Consider the following 18,218-nt stretch of genomic DNA (forward strand, 5'->3'; position numbering starts at 1 on the left):
AACGGGGTTACCGCTCCGAACCCGATCGAGCGACCAAGATCCGGACGCGGCCGCCGGCATCCTCGAGCTCGCGGTAACGACTTAGTTCGGCCTGGAGCTCCGGATCGGACCTTGCCCAGGCCAGCCAGTCGAACGGGACCGCGCTGAGCAGCCGGGTATCCACGAGGATCACATCCGGACGACCGGCGCGCAGGTCCGCGAGCAAGTGCCGCCGCTCGAAATCGATGATGCTGTCCAGTCTTGCGCGCTCGCCTTCGGCATCGGACGTTTTCTCGCGCAAAAGCGATCTGTGCTCTTTCACCTGGGTGAACCCGCCATGGCGTGCAGGGTCACTCTCGGTCAGCAGTTACTATCGTACTACACTGATCTGAGGCCATACTGCATCGCGGCCAAAAGACTTGCCCGTCGCGGCGCTTCGAAGCGCCGCCGATGCGCAATCCGGCCAAGGGCCACGGCGCTACCCCATCACCCCGCCGCGCCTGATCAGCTCCTTCCCGACGGCCGCGAGATGCACTTGGTCCGGCCCGTCGCCGATGCGGATGAAGCGGGCGTAGACGTAAGCCCGCGCGAGGAACGTGTCCTGCGAGACACCGGCGGCGCCGTGAATCTGGATGGCGCGGTCGATGACGCGGGCGGCCATGCTGGGGACCACGATCTTGGCCGCGGCGATCAGGTCGCGCGCGGCCTTGTTGCCCTCGCGGTCCATCTTGTCGGCGGCCTGCAAGGTAAGCAGGCGGGCTTGCGCGATCTCGCAGAAGGAATGCGCGATGTCCTCGCGCACCGAGCCCTGCTCTGCGAGCGGCTTACCGAAGGCGACGCGCGAGACCGCGCGCTGGCACATCAGTTCGAGCGCACGCTGGGCGCAGCCGATCAGGCGCATGCAATGGTGGATGCGGCCGGGGCCGAGCCGGCCTTGCGCGATCTCGAAGCCGCGGCCCTCGCCGAGCAAAATGTTCTCGGCGGGCACGCGGACGTTGTCGTAGACGATCTCGGGATGGCCGACCGGCGCATCGTCATAGCCGTAGGTGAGCATGTCGCGGACGATGCGCACCCCACGCGTATTCTTCGGCACCAGGATCATGGATTGCTGGCGATGGCGGTCGGGATGGTCGGGTGCGGTCTTGCCCATCACGATCAGGATCTCGCAATCCTCGTTCATCGCGCCCGAGGTGAACCATTTGCGGCCGTTGATCACGTAGTCGTCGCCGTCACGCCGGATCTCGCACTGGATGTTGGTGGCGTCGCTGGAGGCGACCTGCGGCTCCGTCATCGAGAAGCCGGAGCGGATGCGCCCCTCGAGGAGCGGCTTCAGCCAGCGCTCCTGCTGCGCCTTGGTGCCGTAGTTTGCGAGCACCTCCATGTTGCCGACATCGGGCGCGGAGCAGTTGAAGACCTCGGGCGCCCAGAGGATGCGGCCCATGATCTCCTTCACCGGCGCGTATTCGAGATTGGTCAGACCCGGCCCGTGCTCGCCGGACAGGAACAGGTTCCAGAGCCCCTGCTCGCGCGCCCGCCGCTTCAGATCCTGAAGGATTTGCGGAGTCTTGTAGCGTGAAGCTTCCGGCTTGACCTGCTCGTAGTAGAGCTCCTCGACCGGCTCGACATGGGCCTGCATGAACTGGCGAACGCGCGCCTGGAGCTCCAAGGAACGGGCGGAGTGCTGAAAGTCCATGGTGGTCTCCTTTTCCCTTCTCCCCTTGTTGTGGGAGAAGGTGGCTATCGCGACGTTAACGTCACGGGCGATTAGCATAATCTGGAGTTCGGGCTCGTTCATGGCGCCCTCTCGCGTGCACTAACGCACGCGGCTTAAAAGCGCATGATGAGCCCCCCTAGCGTCGGTGTTCGGTCGAAGTCCCCAAAGGGGAGGCTATTGCTCCATTAGCGCATCATCAACGTCGGACCCACAATCATGGATTCGATCTGGCACCTCCCCGTTCTGCCAAGATGTCACACGCTAGACGCGCAAACCATCTTGACCGGCCAACAACTCGCGCTAAGGTAGAGGGTAATAATTTCCTATAACGCTCTCAAATTTTTAGACGTACGACGGGGAGAAAGCCCGACGCGATTGTTGCGTCCAAAATTCTTCGAGTATCCATCTACTTCAACATGACTGACTAAAGAATTTTCAGCGCCATCGATGTGCGGTGGGCATTCGCATGCCCGCGCCGCCCCGAAATTTCAGTATGCCATGCAAGGAGTGTTTGTGATGTCAGACGAAAACCCCTGTGCCACTCATCAAGATGCCCTGCTTGCGAGGGCAACCGACCTCAGCAAGAACCTCAAGGATAGGATCAAGTCGATCACCGGAAAGTATGAGCAAGAGTTCGAAAGATTGCGGGAAGAAGGCCCAGACCCTGACAACCCGATAGAAGGTTGGATCGGTATTGATATCGATGTGTCCTGGGAGGTCGTGACGATCAAGCTGGACTTGCCTGAAGTGACTATGAAGCTTCAGGATTGGAGTTTTGATATACCGCAGACCGAGTTGGTACAGAGAGAGATCATCTTCCACACTCCCTCCGTCAGAATGGAAACCCGCAAGGTTGGACAGTATCCAGAATTTCACGGCTTTACGGTGAGATGGAAGGATAAGCATTGCGGAGGAAGCCATGTCGGAATCCAACCCACCCGAGGCGAAGCCTTTTAAGGATCGCCTCGCTTGGACAGTGTTTCTGTGTTCGTTCTTCGGTGCAATATTTATAGCGACACTATTAATCAATAAGACCAACACCGAAGCCCAAATAGATAAAGTGTTCTCAGCCCTGTTACCATTGTTTGGTACTTGGGCTGGGACCATACTCGCCTTTTACTTTGCCCGAGAGAACTTTGACAGCGCAAACCAAAGCGTGCAGCGGATGGTCAACCGACTGACTCCAGACCAACAACTCGCGCAAGTGTCCGTTCGGCAAGCCATGAAGCCGTTTAAAAGGATAGAGGCGCTGAGCGATCCCGCCCCGGAGACAAAGTTCAGTGTGCGTGAATTGAAAGAAAAGGTTGAGGAGGGCAACACGCGCGTGCCGATTTTTGCGGACCAGAAAGCCCTCTGTGTTGTTCATGAAGGCACACTGAACAAATATCTTGTATCCAAGCTATCGTCGGGTTCTCCTGTCGCCGACCTTAGCAAGATCAAGTTGAGCGAATTTCTTTCTCACAAGCTTGGAAATGAAGAAATCCGGTCCATCGTGACAAAGTTCGCCGTCGTCAAAATGGATGCCTCCTTGGCGGATGCGCGAGACGAAATGCTTAAGATCAAGGGCGCTCAAGACGTATTCGTGACTGCGAGCGGCTCGCCGTCGGAAAAAGTTGAGGGGTGGCTTACGAACTCGGATATCACCCGAGACCTGAATTAGGTAGATCAACTGAGCGACGTGCGGCTGCCTTAGTTGCACGCCGCTGCGTCGCTGAATATGAAATGTAGTCGCAGGGCTGCTGTTTGCCAGTGCCCGGCATCTAATTCAATGCCAACAGCCGAATGTCCGGCGTGCCTTGCTGCGGCCAGCGTCGATCCGGACCCGCAGAACGGGTCCAATACGATACCGTCATCGGAACAGAACGCTTCAATAAGCGGACGTAAGACCTTGATCGGCTTCTGTCGGATGCAGCCGATTACCCGTGTAGCTCCAGTCGATGACGTCAGGCACCGGCCGGGCGGGTAGGGCGGCGTAGCCCTTGGCAAGCAGGTAGGCCCGCGCGTGCTCGGATCGCATGTAGCTGACTGAGAAGCGTAGCGCTTCCTGAAGACTGTATGTCCGACAATGCGGAAGCCAGCCTTGCGCCAAGCACCGATAAACTTATCAGCTGCATGCCAGCCGTAGACGCTGACGCAGAATGCACCAGGCTTCAGAACGCGGTACATTTCGCTGAACGCTGGCTCAAGCCAGCCAACGCGGTCATCGTTGGCAATGGTCTGCCCATCGCGCGATTTGTAGCGGCAGAGGTAGGGCGGATCGGTGAGCATGAAGTCCACGCTTGCGGCTTCCATTCGGCGCATCACCGCAACACAGTCTCCGTTGACGACTGTATTGCGGAGCTGCCGCGAGGCAGCGGGGCTCATCGCCCCGCCTCCTCAGCCTTCGGCTCGCGGACGATGAGACGCAGGGGCATACAGCTGAGCTGGATGTTGAAGCCCTTGCCGTCCCGGTGCGGCCATGCGGCGCCGATCTTGGTCCAGAAGGCACTGTCGCCTTCATCCTCGACCACATAAAACGCATGTGGCGCCTGGATCTTCTGATTGCTTTCATTTGACTATCTCCCATTTGGTCTTACCAGCTGCTGCGCCAATCGCGGCCGGACGGGAAACGAGGAGTTAGCGGACGCGCAACGGAGGGGCCGGCCGAGGGCTCCCTTCAGGGATACGGTTGGATGCCTTGCTCGTACGCGCCTTGGCACCATCTTCCCTGTCCAACTGGCCGTGCATTGGGGATAGACGCACGACTGGTGATGGCCTTGAGACGCAATAGGACTGCGCCAGAATAGTTTATCGGTCGTGAGGAGGATCTGTACAATGGGTCGCCTAACGCTTGGCGGAGCTAGGCATTCATTTGCAGATAATCTTGATCAAACGGATCCTGGCGCACTGGACGAGACAACCGATGGATGTATACTTCCGGAATTACCTAAAGAGATTTTCTGCGCATTGGGGGCAGTGCGATGAGGCGAGTGCTTTCTGTCGCGGGGGTTTTGTTGTCAGTTTTTTTGGCAGCTGCGGGTCCACCCTGCCGGTCATGCGACTTAGTTATGCCAGCGACAATGATTTCCGTAATTTTGTCAAAGGCATCGCTGAGCATGTGAGGTGCGAGCTTTATAATGCTGTAGCCCGCGAGTACGGGCCTAACGACCCTAAGCGGGCGATGCTCTACAGTTGGGCTGCGAAGATCGCGCTTACGATTCGAGCGTTGGACAAAAGCACAATCAGCCCCGGCCTCACGGCGGATGCTCCACCAACTGTTTTCACGATCGCGGCTGGCGCCAGCGGCTCTACGGCTGGGACACGCGAAATGACGATGACCTACTTTCTGCCCTTTAAAGAACTATTGGATGGAAAGAAGATTTCATTTCGTGAGCGCCCGCCGCAATACTGCGATGTCATTACGAACGAGACTGGAGTTCGCGAGCCTATTGCTGGCAATCTCGGTATCCATCAAACGCTGAAGGCCGCACTTGAGACTTGGGACTCGTCACGAACTCTTTCCGAGAGGATTAAGAACGGTCCGTTCGAGACTATAACGCATCACGTAACCTTCGAGGTCGTAGCCGGGGGAGATATCACGCCCACCTGGCACTTCGTCAACGTTATCGCAAATCCCAACGCGCCGTTCCTTAGCGGAAGTAGAACGACGACCGACGAACTCCTGATCACCATTGGACCAGACGCGCTCGGAGATCACAAAGAGCTAGATAGGTCATTTGAGATTGAGCGCCTTCGGAGCGCTGTGCGACGACCATAGGAGAAAGATCAATGCGAACCATTTTATTTCTGCTCGCAACTGCAGCGTTCACGGGTACAGCTCAAGCGCAAGCGATGAAATGCGTAAAAAGCCAGAACGTTAACGAGAAGAGACTGGTCCCCGCGCGGGTAGCCTGCGGCGGAGTATCGACCAACGCCGCAGCTTTACTGTTTTTTCAACCATTCCAGGTGCCGGACGTCTCTGATAGGGGGGATTCTACGCCTGGCGCGTTCCGTCTCGCCTACTTTTATCCCGATCGAACTGACGCTTTCTATACGAGTTGTTCAGGCGCTGGCCTAGCGACGATCCAGCGCTCGGTTCCCATCCAGCCTTGTCGATAGCAGAGCGGATAGGTTGTTGCGGGCACTTAGTCGGCGGTGCACCCTCTCCCGCAAGGGGAGAGGGTGCACCGTCTACGCCGCCGCTACATCGGCCGTCCCTCACGTTCCGCGCAACAGCTCGCTCGCGATAACCCAGTCGTTGCCGTCGAACTGGAGCATGTAGCCGTCCTTGATCGGGCGGAAATCCTGCGGCGTGGTGTTGAGGGTGATGCCGGGCATCAGGAGCGACAGCGGCACGTTCTTCAGATTCGCGGCCTGCGCCATGATGTTCTCGCGCGTCAGATTGTCCTTGCACTGCTTCAGCAGCGCCACCAGCGCCTCGGCGACGGTGTAGCCATAGAGGCCGGCGACGTTGTTGATGTCGGCATTGGGCAGGCGCTTCTTCATGAAGTCGATATAGGCCGTCATCGCCGGATCGTCCTTCGGCGCCTCGACGAACGGCTTGAGCGCGCCGAGCGACAGCACACCCTTGCCGGCCTCCAGGCCAGCGGGCGCCATCACGGTAGCCTTGTTGGCGCAGCCGGAGGCCAGAAAGCGCGTCGGCTGCCAGCCGACTTCGTGCGCCTTGCGGATCGCCTGCGCGCAGGCGCGCGGCGTCACCGAATAGATCATGAAGACGTCGGCCTTGGTATTGGCGAGCGTCAGGACCTGGGAATCGACGGTGGGATCGGCGACCTCGAAGCTCGAGGCCATCGCGATCGCCTTGTCGGCGTCGGCACCGAGCGCCTCCTTGACGCCGCGAAGATATTCCTTGCCGGCGTCGTCGTTCTGGTAGAGCACCGCAAAGCGCGCATTCGGGTTCCTGGCGCGGGCATAGGCGACGTCGATCGCAGCCTCGCTGGTGTAGTTCGGCGCCCAGGGCAGCGCGATCGACCAAGGCATGTTGGCGGGATCGTTCCACTTCGAGGCCGAGCTGATCAGGAAGATCTGCGGCACCTTGTTGCTGTTGAGATATTTTGCGATCGCCGAGCTCGGCGCCGTGCCCATGGTGGCGAAGATGAAGGCGACGCCGTCGCCTTCGACGAGGCGCCGCGCGGCTTCCATGGTCTTGGGCGGCGAGAAGGCATCGTCGAGCGAGATCAGGTTGAGCTTGCGGCCGCCAACGCCGCCCTTCTCGTTGATCTCGTCGAAATAGGCGGAGATCACCCGTCCCGTGATGCTGAGCGGCGATGCCGGGCCGCTATAGGGCATAGTGTTGCCGATCTTGATCTCGGTGTCGCTAACTCCAGGACCGTAGGATTTTTGCGCGGAGACAGGAGCGGACAAGCAGGCGGCAGCCAGCGCTGCGGCCAGGGCCAAAGCGGCTTTCATGGTTTCTCCCCAATGATTGTCGCCGCGGCGAAACGACCGCGCGGCGCGCTGCTTCTTGTCAGCGCGTCAGATCAGCGGAGTTCATCAAGATGGTCTTGCGTCGAGTTGCTGATGGCATCGCCTGAAGCGCGACGAGATTTTGATGAATCGTCATCGTGCGTCAGGTTGTTCTTGACGCATGAGCTTTCCGGAAAACCGCTTCGGCACTTTTCCGGATCATGCTTTAGCCGCGCCGCTTCAAGGCGAAGCCCAAGCTGACCCATCCGGCACCGGCCATGATCAGGTCGATGCCGAGGAACAGGCCGAGGATGTAGACGCTGTTCACCGGCCAGCGCACCAGGATCAGCAGCCCGAGCAGCAGCGTGACGACGGCCGACACCGCCACCCAGCCCCACGGGCTTTCGCGCTTCATGCTGAAGGCGAGAAACAGCCTGACCGCGCCGGAGGCCAGCAGCGAGGCGCCGAGGAACAGCGTGAGCAGAACCGCGGCGAAGAGCGGGTTCGCGAAGGTGAGGAAGCCGGCAACGATGTAGAGCACACCGAGCAAGGCCCAGATCAGGAACTTTCCCCAGCTCTTCATCTGGAATGCGCCGATCACCTCGGTGACGCCGGCGACGATCATCATTGCGCCGACCACGATCACGCTCGCCACCGTCGCCATCACCATGCTGCCGAGCGCGACGAAGCCGGCAATCAGGTAGACGACGCCGAGCGCGACGATCCAGCCCCATTTGGCGTGTAGCGCAGCCATTCCCCAGCCGAGACCGGACGGATGAGACGTATCTGACGCAGTTGTCATGGGCCACTCCTGCATGCGAAGCCCCCGGGCACACGCCATGATAGCACGCACCCGACCGAGACAACACCCAGCAGAGCAGACCTCGCCTGCCGCAACCTTGACGCAAATCAAGATCGAATGCGGCGGGTCAGCGCCGAGCGCAGGTCAATCGTCCGAACTGGCGAGCCCCAGCAGTTCCTGGCGCGTCAGCGCATTGTCGCGGAACACACCCAGCATACGGCTGGTGACGAGATCGGTCCCGGGCTTGTGCGCGCCGCGCGTGGTCATGCAGTGATGCGTCGCCTTGATAATGACCCCGACGCCTTCAGGCTTGAGCACATCGTTGATGGTATTGGCGATTTGCGCGGTCATCTTCTCCTGGATCTGGAGCCGTTTTGCGTAGACGTCCACCACGCGTGCGAGCTTGGAGATGCCGACCACGCGCCCTTGCGGAATATAGGCGACCCAGGCGCGGCCGACGATCGGCGCCATGTGGTGCTCGCAATGGCTCTCGAAGCGAACGCCGCGCAGCACGATCATCTCGTCATAGCCTTCGATTTCCTCGAAAGTCTTCTGCAGAATTTCCGTCGGGTCCTGCGCGTACCCCGAAAAATACTCCTCGAAAGCGCGTGCGACGCGATCAGGTGTCTCGCGCAGACCGTCGCGCGCGGGATCATCGCCGGCCCAGCGGATCATGGTCCGGATCGCCTGTTCGACCTCCGCCCTCTCAGGCCGATCGGACGGCGCCTGCGCCACCGCGACACGTTCCAGCTTGCGCACTTGTGACTTCATCAAGCTTCTCCCCTGCAACGAGCCCGCATATGGAAGCGGGCCACAGCTTGGACGGCCGCAATCGGAAAAGGTTCCCGAAAGTCGGGGAAATTTGGGGGAACGGGTGGAGGGCCTAGTGCCGACCCGCCAATCCCCTCATGATGAGGTGCGCCGAGGGCGCCTCGGGGCCGCCTATGACGCAGCCGCTTTCCGCACGTCGATCACGGCCTGCGCCCATTCGGCCGGCCGCTCCTGCGGCAAATTGTGACCGGCATCGGTGAAGACGCGCCGCTCGAAAAATCCCTCGAACTTGCGCGCGTGGTGGGCGGTGCCGGGGTTGACGCCGTCGCTGTCGCCGTCGATCGCGATCGAGGGGACACGGATCGGCGGCTGCGCGGCGAGCTTTGCCTCGATCCCCGCATAGGCGGGATCGCCCGCCACCAGCGCGTAGCGATGGCGGTAGGAATGGATCACGACGTCGACGAAGTCAGGGTTGTCGAATGACACGGCGCTTGTCTCGAACGTCGCGTCATCGAAGGCCCATTTCGGCGACCACATCGTCCAGAGCTGACGGGCAAAGCCGCGGCGGTTGCGCTCCAAGGCGCGGCGGCCGCGCTCATTGTGGAAGAGATACTGATACCAGAACGCCGCCTCCTCCGGCGGCGAGGCCGGCTCCATGGCGAGGGCGATGTTCTGGATGTTGTAGGAATTGCCGGAGACGAGACCGATCACGCGCTCCGGATGGAGCGCCGAAACCACGCAGGCGGCGCGCCCGCCCCAATCATAGCCGCCGACGATGGCCCGCTTGATCCCGAGCGCATCCATGAAGGCCAGGAGATCGGCGCCGAGCGCCGCCTGCTCGCCGGAGCGCAGCGTCTCGGCGAAGCGGAACCGCGTCGGCCCGTAACCGCGCAGCCAGGGCACCAGCACGCGGGCGCCGGCCTCGGCGAGGATCGGCGCGGTCTCGGCATAGGCGTTCGCGTCATAGGGAAAGCCATGTCCCATGATGCAGGGCCAGCCGTCCGGCGCACCGTATTCGCGATAAGCGATGTCGAGGATATCAGTGATGATGGTTTTTTGTTGCATGATTTGCTCACGGATGATCTCGTTGCGCAGAGCTCGTGTAGCCCGCATGGAGCGAAGCGCAATGCGGGGACGCCTGTATCCGCGAATCCCGGATTTCGCTTACGCTCCATCCGGGCTACGAGGCTACAAGGGGCCTATTTCTGCGGACCGGACAGCGAGATGTCGCGCTCGGCGCGGAACACGTTGCTGTAGAGGTTGGCGATCCATTGCCGGCCGATCTCGGTCTTGTTGAGATAGCCGATCTCGGTCTGGATGTGCGGAGCAACGCTGTTCCAATAGAATTGCGGGTAGCGGTTCACGATGTCGGCGGGCGAGTCGTAGCCGAGCTGGCGGTTGATGCCGACCTCCTCGAACTCGTAATAGAGCGCGTTGGCCTTGCGCAGATAGTTGGGATCGCCGAGCTGGCCGATGAAGTCGGCCGCACGCAGGATCGAGGCTTCGTCGTCGTATTCCTGGCCTTCACGGGCGGGAAAGCGCGTCCCCTCGATGGCGCGGGCAACGCGCTCCGGATCGACTCCCGGGATATGGCGGAGCCGCCGCGTCACGTACAGCTTCGAACGGTCGACGTGATACATCATCAGGCTCGCGTCCGACGCGCCGCGCGGCAACGAGATCTTGTTGTCGGCGGCGTCGATGACGAAGCCGTCGGCGTCATCCTCCTCGAACAGGCCGCGGACATAGCCGATGTCGTGGGCGAGGCAGGCGATCAGGACATGAACGTAATCTTCCGCCGAAAGATGGGTATGAAGGCTTCGGCCGCGGAGGATCGCCTGGGCGGCCAGGGTCACCAGCATCGTATGCTCGATATTGTGGTAGAGCGCATCGCTGTTGCCGATGCATTCCATCGCGGTACGGGTTGCGCTTGCAACGATGCTTGCGGAAGTCTCATCGTACCGGCGGCGCATGAAGTTGCCGAGGAACTGCTCCAGCGATTCAGCTGCCAGTCTGGGTAAGGTTATCATGGACGCAGCCCCGTCCGCCGCTGGTATCCCATGCCATCTCCCGACGTCTCATTCTTGTCGTCGACGCAGCGGGGAGCATAGCCCATCTTGGGCCGGGTAACCAAACTTCGGGGACGGAAAATACGCAAATACCTTACCGTCCCGCTGCGCAACATCACGGTTGCCGTCACAGTTCAGCACAACCCAAAGCGGCGGGAAGGCGGCCGCCGCTCAGGGCGCGGCCAGGATATCGGCGCCGTCGGCCGGGCGCGAAAGGCTTCGGGCCAGGTAGAACAGCTCGACCAGCTTGCCGCGCTTGCCCGCCAGCGAGAAGATGTATTCGGGCGACTCCGCCTCGATTTCCGCGATCGCCACCTTCGCGATCCGGTCGATGCGGCTCGAGCCGTGCTCCCAGACGAAGCCGACGCCAAGCCGGTTGGCCACCGCCTCCAGCATCCCCTCGCGCGTATTGACGATGATCGCCGGACTGGCGCGCAGGTTGAGGGCGCGAAACGCCCGGTCGACGGCGCGCTGGGTCGCGGAATCCCGGGTCCGGAACACCAGCGGATATTGCATGAGGCCGGCGATGGACACGCGCGACTGGCGGCTGAGGTCGTGAACGGGATGGCAGATCGCAACGACGCGTTGCTGCACGCAGGGCTCGCGCCGGAAGCGGTTGTCCTGCGGCACCTCCGGCAGTACGGCGACGTCGACGCGCTGGTCGACCACCGCGGCCATGATCGCCGACCAGCTGCCGATCTCGATGTTGATCTGGATCTTCGGATAGAGATTGCGGAACGCCGCGATCAACGCCATGCCGGGCATGGCGTTGCCGAGCCCGATGCGAAGCTCACCCCCGGTGAGCTCGTCGCGCTGCTGCAGGATGGCGAGCGCATCCGCCTCGACCGCCTGCATGCGGCTCGTTGCGGCATAGAGCCGCCGGCACAGCGACGTCGCGATCAGGGTCTGGCCGTGTCGGTCGAACAGCGCCACCCCGAACTCGGCCTCCAGATCCCGCACCAGCTGCGCAACGGCCGGCTGCGACACCCCGAGCCGCCTTGCCGCAGCGGCAAAGCTGCCGGTCTCGAACACCGCATTGACCGCCCGGACACGCGACGACGTCAACGCCACAACAAGCAACCCAAGATCGTTCTTCCCCGTCTTCCGGACCTGAAAGCAAAACTTGGGACGACCATAAGCCGGGCCATTGACCGTTATGTGAATGTCAGACGCGCTTCCTACTCCTCGTGCGCCGCAAACGGACCAGCAGGGGATCAGCGCGCATGGCGCAAATCGAACTATCCGCAATCCGCAAGTCCTTTGACGGCACCGACGTCCTGAAAGGCATCGATTTCCGCATCGCCGACGGCGAGTTCATCTCGCTGGTCGGCCCGTCCGGCTGCGGCAAGTCGACCCTGCTTCGCATCATTGCCGGGCTCGAGCCGCAAAATTCCGGCGAGGTCCACATCGACGGCCGCGCCATGGACGGCATTCGCCCGAGCGCGCGCAACCTCGCGATGGTGTTCCAATCCTATGCGCTTTATCCGCATTTGAGCGCCTTCGACAACATCGCGGTGCCGCTGCGGATACGGCGCCTCTCCGCGATCGAGCGACTGCCGCTACTGGGTGCGCTGCTGCCGGGCCGGCGCGCCAAGGAACGGCACATTCGCGCCGACATCGAAGGCATCGCCGAGCAGCTCGACATCACCCCATTGCTGCGGCGCAAGCCCGGACAATTGTCCGGCGGACAGCGGCAACGCGTCGCGGTCGGACGCGCCATGGTGCGAGAACCGGTGGCCTTCCTGTTCGACGAACCGCTCTCCAATCTCGACGCCAAGCTGCGCGTCCACATGCGCGCAGAGCTCGCCGAGCTGCATCGCCGCCTCAAGGCAACGTTCGTCTACGTCACGCACGACCAGGCCGAGGCGATGACGATGTCGAGCCGGATCGCCGTCATGATGGGCGGTGAGCTGATCCAGGCCGGCACGCCGGCCGAGATCTACAACGAGCCCGGCGACATCCGCGTTGCCGAATTCATCGGCAGCCCCAAGATCAACGTCCTCCCCGGCCGGATCCGCAAGGACGGCGGCGTCGATGTGCTGGGGACCGCCTTGAAACTTACGTGCAATGCGGCGGCCGGCGATTGCCGCATCGGGGTCCGCCCGGAGCGGGTCGAGCTCGGCACCGGGCCGTTCTCCGGAACCGTCGTCCATCTGGAGAATCTCGGCGCCGAGGCCTTCGTGCATCTCGCGGTCGAAGGCACCGGGTCGCGCCTGATCGCGCGGCTCGCGGACGTCAAGCATTTGCCGGCGATGGCAAGCTCCGTCGCCTTCGGCTTCGCACCTGACGCGGTGCGGATGTTCGATCGGGCCGGGAAACGGATCGAGCTCAGAATGGAGCAGGCCGAGCGCATCCGTGAGCCTGCCCATGTCTGACGGCTCCATCACCATCGGGGCGACTGTTGCTCCCGCGGGCACGACGAGGCGCACGCTGCCGGCCCATGGCAGCAGGCGGGGCCATGCCGCCTACGCGCTGGTGACGCCGGCCGCCGCGCTCATGCTGGTCATGCTGCTCGGTCCGCTCGCCGGCGTGATCGCCCTCTCCTTCACCGACTATCAGCTCGGCGCGCCGCATTTCTCCTGGATCGGGCTCGCCAACTACCAGGACCTGTTCGCCGACAAGGTGTTCTGGACCGCGCTGCGCAACACGCTGACTTACGTCGTGATCGTGGTGCCCGGCGCCGTGATCGCCGGCCTTGCGATCGCGCTTTTGATCCAGAGCGGCACCAGCCTGCGCAGCCTCTACCGGACGATCTATTTCCTGCCAGTCATGGCGACCCTGATCGCGATGGCGGTGGTGTGGGAATTCATGCTGCATCCGCAATTCGGCCTGGTGAACGGGCTTCTCCGCGGCGCGGGCCTGCCGGCCTTCGCATGGCTCCAGGACCGCAGCACCGCCCTCTATGCGCTGTGCGCGATCGGCATCTGGCAGGCCGTCGGCTTCAACATGGTGCTGTTCCTCGCCGGCCTCGTCTCCATTCCCAAGCAGCTCTACGAGGCGGCTGAGATCGACGGCGCCTCGAGCGGCTGGGCACGCTTCCGCCTCGTGACCTGGCCGATGCTGGGGCCGGTCACGACCTTCGTCGTCGTGATCTCCGGCATCCGCTCGTTCCAGGTGTTCGACACCGTGCACGTCTTGACCAAGGGCGGCCCGTCGAAATCCACCGAGGTTCTGATCCACACGATGTACACGGAAGGCTTCGAATTCTTCCGCTCGGGCTATGCCGCGGCCATCACCGTCGTCTTCCTGGTCTTCGTCCTCGCGCTCACCCTGATCAAATCGAGGCTCGCCGATCGCGGCGTGCACTACACATGAGCAACGCGCATCCCATCCCAGTCCGGGCGATCCTCCGCCACGTGCTGCTGATCGCGGGCGCCGCGCTCATGCTGGCCCCCTTCATCTGGATGATCTCGACCGCATCCAAGCCGCAGACCGAGATCTTCTCCAGCGAATTGCACCTGATCCCGCACCAGTTCGCGCTTGTCGAGAATCTGCGCGAGGCCTTCGCCAAGGCCAATCTGCTGCGCTTCCTGCTCAACGGAATCATCGTCACGGTCTCGATCTTCGTGTTGCAGGTGATGGTGGCGCTGCCGGCGGCCTACGCGCTGGCAAAACTTCGCTTCGTCGGCCGTGAGACGCTGTTCGCGCTGGTGCTGTTCGGGATCCTGATCCCGCCGCAGGCGACCGCGATCCCGGTCTTCCTGCTGCTGCACAAGATCGGCCTGCTCGACAGCTATGCCGCGCTGGTGCTGCCCTTCACGATCTCGGTGTTCGGCATCTTCCTGATGCGCCAGTTCTTCAAGACCGTGCCCGACGATCTCGTCGACGCCGCGCGCATGGACGGCATCTCCGAATTCGGCATCGTCTGGCGGGTGATGCTGCCGGCCGCGATTCCCGCAGTGACCGCCTTCGGCATCTTCTCCGTGGTCGCGCATTGGAACGACTATTTCTGGCCGCTGATCGTGCTCAACAGCGAGCATTTGCGCACGCCGCCGCTCGCGGTCGCCCATTTCCGCAACAGCGAGGCCGGCACCAGCTACGGCCCGCTGATGGCGGCGGCGATGGTGATCATCGCGCCGCTCGTCATCGCTTTCCTCTTTGCCCAGCGCCGTTTCATCGAGGGCATCACCCTCACCGGGATGAAGTAGCCACGTCACCTCAAACAAGGAGTCTATCATGCTGAAGACCATCATCGCCGCGGCGGCTCTGTCGCTTGCGGCCGGATCTGCGCTCGCGCAGACAAAGACCGAGATCGTGATGCAATATCCCTATCCGGAGCTGTTCACCGAGACGCACAAGCGCATCGCCGAGGAATTCGCCAAGGTGCGCCCGGAGATCAAGGTCACGATGCGGGCGCCTTACGAATCCTACGAGGACGGCACCCAGAAGGTGCTGCGCGAGGCCGTGACCAATCAGATGCCTGACGTCTCGTTCCAGGGCTTGAACCGCATCCGCGTCCTGGTCGACAAGAACATCCCGGCCGAGCTCGACGGCTACATCGCCGCGGAGAAGGATTTCGACAAGCAGGGCTTCCACCAGGCGATGTTCGACATCGGCACCGCCAGCGGCAAGGTCTACGCCCTGCCCTTCGCGATCTCGCTGCCGATCGTCTACGTCAACCTCGACCTGGTCAAGCAGGCCGGCGGCGACGTGAACAATCTGCCGAAGAGCTGGGACGAGCTGATCGCGCTGGCCAAGAAGATCAAGGCGCTCGGCAACGACACCAACGGCGTCACCTATGCCTGGGACATCACCGGCAACTGGCTGTGGCAGGCGCCGGTGTTCGCGCGCGGCGGCACCATGCTCAATGCCGACGAGACCAAGGTCGCGTTCGACGGAGCGGAAGGCAAGTTCGCCATCAATACGATCGCGCGGCTCGTCAACGAGGCCGGCATGCCCAATCTCGACCAGCCGTCGATGCGCGCGGCGTTCGCGGCCGGCAAGACCGGCTTCCACGTCACCTCGACCTCGGACCTCAACAAGGTCACGCATATGACCGGCGGCAAGTTCGCGCTGAAGACGATTCCGTTCCCGGACGTCGCCTCCACCAAGGGCAGGCTGCCGGCCGGCGGCAACGTCGTGCTGATCCTCGCCAAGGACAAGGCCAAGCGCGATGCCGCCTGGGAAGCGGTGAAATTCTGGACCGGCCCCAAGGGCGCCGCGATCATGGCGGAGACCACCGGTTACATGCCGCCGAACAAGGTCGCCAACGAGGTCTATCTGAAGGACTTCTACGTCAAGAACCCCAACAACTACACCGCGGTCAGCCAGCTCGCGCTGCTCACCAAATGGTACGCCTTCCCCGGCGACAACGGCCTGAAGATCACCGACGTGATCAAGGATCATCTCAATTCGATCATCTCGGGCGCCCGCGCAAAGGAGCCGGAGGCCGTCCTCGCCGACATGACGGCTGACGTGCAGAAGCTGCTGCCGAAGACCACAGGCGCGGCGCGCTGAGCGTGCTGACATCTGCCGGCACGGGACGCTTCGGCGCCCCGTGCCGCATGACTGGAGATGACGATGAAACTGCTGCATCTGAGCGACATTCACCTGACGGCGCCCGGTGCGACCATCGGCGGCCGCGATCCGCGCGTCAATTTCGAGCGGGCGCTGGCGCATGCGCTGCACGATCATCACGACGCCGAATTGATGGTGATCACCGGCGACCTCTCGGATTGGGGCGATCTCGCCGATTATCAATGGCTCAAGCAGCGCCTCGACGCATATCCGCTGCCGGTGCGCCTGTGCATCGGCAACCATGATCGGCGCGCCGCCTTCCTGAGCGTGTTCCCCGACCTCGCCGACGACAACGGCTTCGTCCATGGCATCCACGATACGGCTGCCGGCCGCTGCCTGTTCCTCGACACCGCCCATCCGGAAACGCACGCCGGCCGTTATTGCGACGATCGTCTCGGCTGGCTCGAGGCCCGGCTTACCGAGCATGACGGGCCGTTCCTGCTTTTCATGCACCATAACCCGATGCCTGTGCATCTCGTCCCGTTCGACCAGATCGGCCTGCTCGACGAGGCTCCATTCCGGCATCTCGTCAGTCGCCACCGGGCCAAGATCCGCCACGTATTCTTCGGGCATTGTCACTTGCCGCTTGCAGGCTCGATTGCAGGCGTCCCCGTCTCGTCGCTGCGGGGCACCAACCATGCGAGCTTTCCGCTGTTCTCCGAGACGAAGCTGCTGAGCGCCTGCGACCTGCCGCAATCCTACGGCGTCGCATTTTTCGGGGAGGACTATGTGACCGTGCACATGGTGGAATACGGCTACGACGGTCCGATCCGCATCCAAGGTTCGCCCGACTACAAGGCCTGGGATCGCGAGACCATGGTGCGGTGACGGCGAGCGCCGACCCTTTCCAGGGGCGCGTATTCATAAGCCCGCGCTGCACTCCTTGGAGAGTCCGCTCCACCTCGATAGCAGCGCGCTGGCGTCCTCGCCCGGGTCGGAGATGGGCCAGAAGCTGACATCCGATGTGAGGCTACAAGGATCGGCGGAAATCGCGGCGTCGTGCCGACAATTCTGCGGAAAGTCTGGGCGAAAGCCGACGGCGTTGAATATCCGACTGCGAGCGCAACTTCACTGATCGATAGATTTGGATCATTCAGCAGGCGTTGCGCAAGCAACATGCGTTGCCGAGTTAGCCAGACATGCGGCGTCAATCCTGTCGAGAGACGGAACGCCGAGCAAAAATGATAGCGGCTGCGGCCGACCAGGGACGCAAGTTCGTCAAGGCCGATCGGCTTGTCGAGATGCGCCAGCATGTATTCGGTCACACGCCTGAGCTGCCAGCGCGCGAGCCCGCCGCGAGTATAAGCGAGGCTCTGCGGCATCTGCACTATGCTGTGCGAACGCAATAGCTGGATGCAGAGTAGGTCAACCGCGCGATCGACCAGCAACTTTGCCGAAGGATCGACAATGACGTCGGGGTCGCTGAGGATTGCAAGAAGCTGTGAGGTCACAGCGTCTTCGCTGCCGACGCGTGGCGCCAGCTCTACCTTGCCTCGCCCACCGATGAGTGTTCGGCAATGCTCCAGTCGTTCGTTGGTGAGATAGACATGGGACACGTGGAGCGGTCCTTCAACTTCCCAATCTCCATCATGCCGGTCGGGAATCACAGTGATAGAATTCGGCCGCAGCGGGGCAGAGAGCCGCCGTCGCTCAACCGTCCACGCACTGTGCTGAGGCTCTCCATAGTAGGTGCCGACAAGGTGTCCGGGCATGCCTGGGGCATAGCCATAACGCGTGCCGCGAACAAAACGATGAGTGAGTTGTGTGCCGCAGTTTAACTGGATGGGTGCCAAAGGCGGCGGGGCTTCCGATAGCAGCCGGACCATCGTCTGAAAAGGATTTCGATCAGGCATCGCTTTGGTTATGTCATATTTGGCCGCACCCGCGACAGGCGCTTCATCGACATACCATGTTTCACGACATGGCGGGAATGGAAGCTGCGGTCGAAATGTCGCAATGTCTG

19 protein-coding genes are annotated in these 18,218 nt (G+C 62.1%); 8 read left to right on the forward strand and 11 right to left on the reverse strand.

Annotation, left to right across the window (positions count from 1 at the left end; all coding sequences use genetic code 11):
- Window positions 1-7 precede the first annotated feature (7 nt).
- Window positions 8-301, reverse strand: coding sequence for a hypothetical protein (locus tag I6F24_RS02000; protein WP_225127281.1), 294 nt, complete (start codon window positions 299-301; stop codon window positions 8-10).
- Window positions 302-457: 156 nt separating this feature from the next.
- Window positions 458-1,672, reverse strand: coding sequence for an acyl-CoA dehydrogenase family protein (locus I6F24_RS02005; protein ID WP_036023081.1), 1,215 nt, complete (start codon window positions 1,670-1,672; stop codon window positions 458-460).
- Between the two features lie 537 nt (window positions 1,673-2,209).
- Between I6F24_RS02005 and I6F24_RS02010 the strand changes: the two genes are divergently transcribed.
- Both I6F24_RS02010 and I6F24_RS02015 read left to right on the forward strand, forming a co-directional pair.
- The gene (locus I6F24_RS02010; RefSeq protein ID WP_225149892.1) at window positions 2,210-2,650 is read left to right on the forward strand and encodes a hypothetical protein; all 441 of its coding nucleotides are present in this window, start codon (window positions 2,210-2,212) and stop codon (window positions 2,648-2,650) included.
- The gene (locus tag I6F24_RS02015) at window positions 2,613-3,353 is read left to right on the forward strand and encodes a hypothetical protein (RefSeq protein ID WP_036023078.1); all 741 of its coding nucleotides are present in this window, start codon (window positions 2,613-2,615) and stop codon (window positions 3,351-3,353) included. The genes I6F24_RS02010 and I6F24_RS02015 overlap by 38 nt, the downstream gene beginning before the upstream one ends.
- Before the next feature lie 29 nt (window positions 3,354-3,382).
- Here I6F24_RS02015 and I6F24_RS02020 read toward each other — a convergent pair whose 3' ends face one another.
- Window positions 3,383-4,057: a DNA methyltransferase gene (locus tag I6F24_RS02020; RefSeq protein ID WP_225149893.1), complete on the reverse strand. Its 675-nt coding sequence runs from the start codon at window positions 4,055-4,057 to the stop codon at window positions 3,383-3,385.
- Window positions 4,054-4,203 carry a hypothetical protein gene (locus I6F24_RS02025; RefSeq protein ID WP_157785985.1) on the reverse strand — a complete coding sequence of 50 codons (150 nt, stop codon included), beginning with the start codon at window positions 4,201-4,203 and terminating at the stop codon, window positions 4,054-4,056. Before I6F24_RS02025 ends, I6F24_RS02020 begins: the two co-directional genes overlap by 4 nt.
- 353 nt (window positions 4,204-4,556) lie before the next feature.
- Between I6F24_RS02025 and I6F24_RS02030 the strand changes: the two genes are divergently transcribed.
- The gene (locus I6F24_RS02030; protein ID WP_225156168.1) at window positions 4,557-5,450 is read left to right on the forward strand and encodes a hypothetical protein; all 894 of its coding nucleotides are present in this window, start codon (window positions 4,557-4,559) and stop codon (window positions 5,448-5,450) included.
- A gap of 440 nt (window positions 5,451-5,890) precedes the next feature.
- Here the strand turns inward: I6F24_RS02030 and I6F24_RS02035 are convergent, their stop codons facing one another.
- The 6 genes from I6F24_RS02035 to I6F24_RS02060 form a co-directional block, all read right to left on the reverse strand.
- Window positions 5,891-7,102, reverse strand: coding sequence for an ABC transporter substrate-binding protein (locus tag I6F24_RS02035; protein WP_036023074.1), 1,212 nt, complete (start codon window positions 7,100-7,102; stop codon window positions 5,891-5,893).
- 223 nt (window positions 7,103-7,325) lie between these two features.
- Entirely contained in the window at window positions 7,326-7,901 is a 576-nt protein-coding gene (locus tag I6F24_RS02040; RefSeq protein WP_036023073.1) for an HdeD family acid-resistance protein, read from the reverse strand.
- A 144-nt stretch (window positions 7,902-8,045) separates the two neighbouring features.
- The gene (gene folE / locus I6F24_RS02045; RefSeq protein WP_036023070.1) at window positions 8,046-8,672 is read right to left on the reverse strand and encodes a GTP cyclohydrolase I FolE; all 627 of its coding nucleotides are present in this window, start codon (window positions 8,670-8,672) and stop codon (window positions 8,046-8,048) included.
- 171 nt (window positions 8,673-8,843) lie between these two features.
- Complete coding sequence (locus I6F24_RS02050; protein WP_036023109.1) at window positions 8,844-9,737, reverse strand: alpha/beta hydrolase; 894 nt, start codon at window positions 9,735-9,737, stop codon at window positions 8,844-8,846.
- Between the two features lie 134 nt (window positions 9,738-9,871).
- Window positions 9,872-10,699, reverse strand: coding sequence for an HD domain-containing protein (locus I6F24_RS02055; RefSeq protein ID WP_036023069.1), 828 nt, complete (start codon window positions 10,697-10,699; stop codon window positions 9,872-9,874).
- Between the two features lie 210 nt (window positions 10,700-10,909).
- Entirely contained in the window at window positions 10,910-11,809 is a 900-nt protein-coding gene (locus I6F24_RS02060) for a LysR family transcriptional regulator (RefSeq protein ID WP_057027230.1), read from the reverse strand.
- A 152-nt stretch (window positions 11,810-11,961) separates the two neighbouring features.
- Here I6F24_RS02060 and I6F24_RS02065 point away from each other — a divergent pair, with 152 nt between their 5' ends.
- The 5 genes from I6F24_RS02065 (at window position 11,962) to I6F24_RS02085 (ending at window position 17,083) form a co-directional block, all read left to right on the forward strand.
- Window positions 11,962-13,113, forward strand: coding sequence for an ABC transporter ATP-binding protein (locus I6F24_RS02065; RefSeq protein WP_225149894.1), 1,152 nt, complete (start codon window positions 11,962-11,964; stop codon window positions 13,111-13,113).
- The gene (locus I6F24_RS02070) at window positions 13,106-14,053 is read left to right on the forward strand and encodes a sugar ABC transporter permease (RefSeq protein ID WP_225149895.1); all 948 of its coding nucleotides are present in this window, start codon (window positions 13,106-13,108) and stop codon (window positions 14,051-14,053) included. Before I6F24_RS02065 ends, I6F24_RS02070 begins: the two co-directional genes overlap by 8 nt.
- Window positions 14,050-14,886 carry a carbohydrate ABC transporter permease gene (locus I6F24_RS02075; RefSeq protein WP_225149896.1) on the forward strand — a complete coding sequence of 279 codons (837 nt, stop codon included), beginning with the start codon at window positions 14,050-14,052 and terminating at the stop codon, window positions 14,884-14,886. Before I6F24_RS02070 ends, I6F24_RS02075 begins: the two co-directional genes overlap by 4 nt.
- A gap of 28 nt (window positions 14,887-14,914) precedes the next feature.
- Window positions 14,915-16,195: an ABC transporter substrate-binding protein gene (locus I6F24_RS02080; protein ID WP_225149897.1), complete on the forward strand. Its 1,281-nt coding sequence runs from the start codon at window positions 14,915-14,917 to the stop codon at window positions 16,193-16,195.
- 63 nt (window positions 16,196-16,258) lie between these two features.
- Window positions 16,259-17,083: a phosphodiesterase gene (locus tag I6F24_RS02085; protein WP_225149898.1), complete on the forward strand. Its 825-nt coding sequence runs from the start codon at window positions 16,259-16,261 to the stop codon at window positions 17,081-17,083.
- Here I6F24_RS02085 and I6F24_RS37735 read toward each other — a convergent pair.
- Complete coding sequence (locus I6F24_RS37735) at window positions 17,047-17,811, reverse strand: AraC family transcriptional regulator (protein ID WP_225149899.1); 765 nt, start codon at window positions 17,809-17,811, stop codon at window positions 17,047-17,049. The genes I6F24_RS02085 and I6F24_RS37735 overlap by 37 nt on opposite strands.
- Window positions 17,812-18,218: the final 407 nt, after the last annotated feature.

The organism is Bradyrhizobium sp. BRP23 (assembly GCF_020194135.1).
Taxonomy (GTDB): domain Bacteria; phylum Pseudomonadota; class Alphaproteobacteria; order Rhizobiales; family Xanthobacteraceae; genus Bradyrhizobium; species Bradyrhizobium yuanmingense.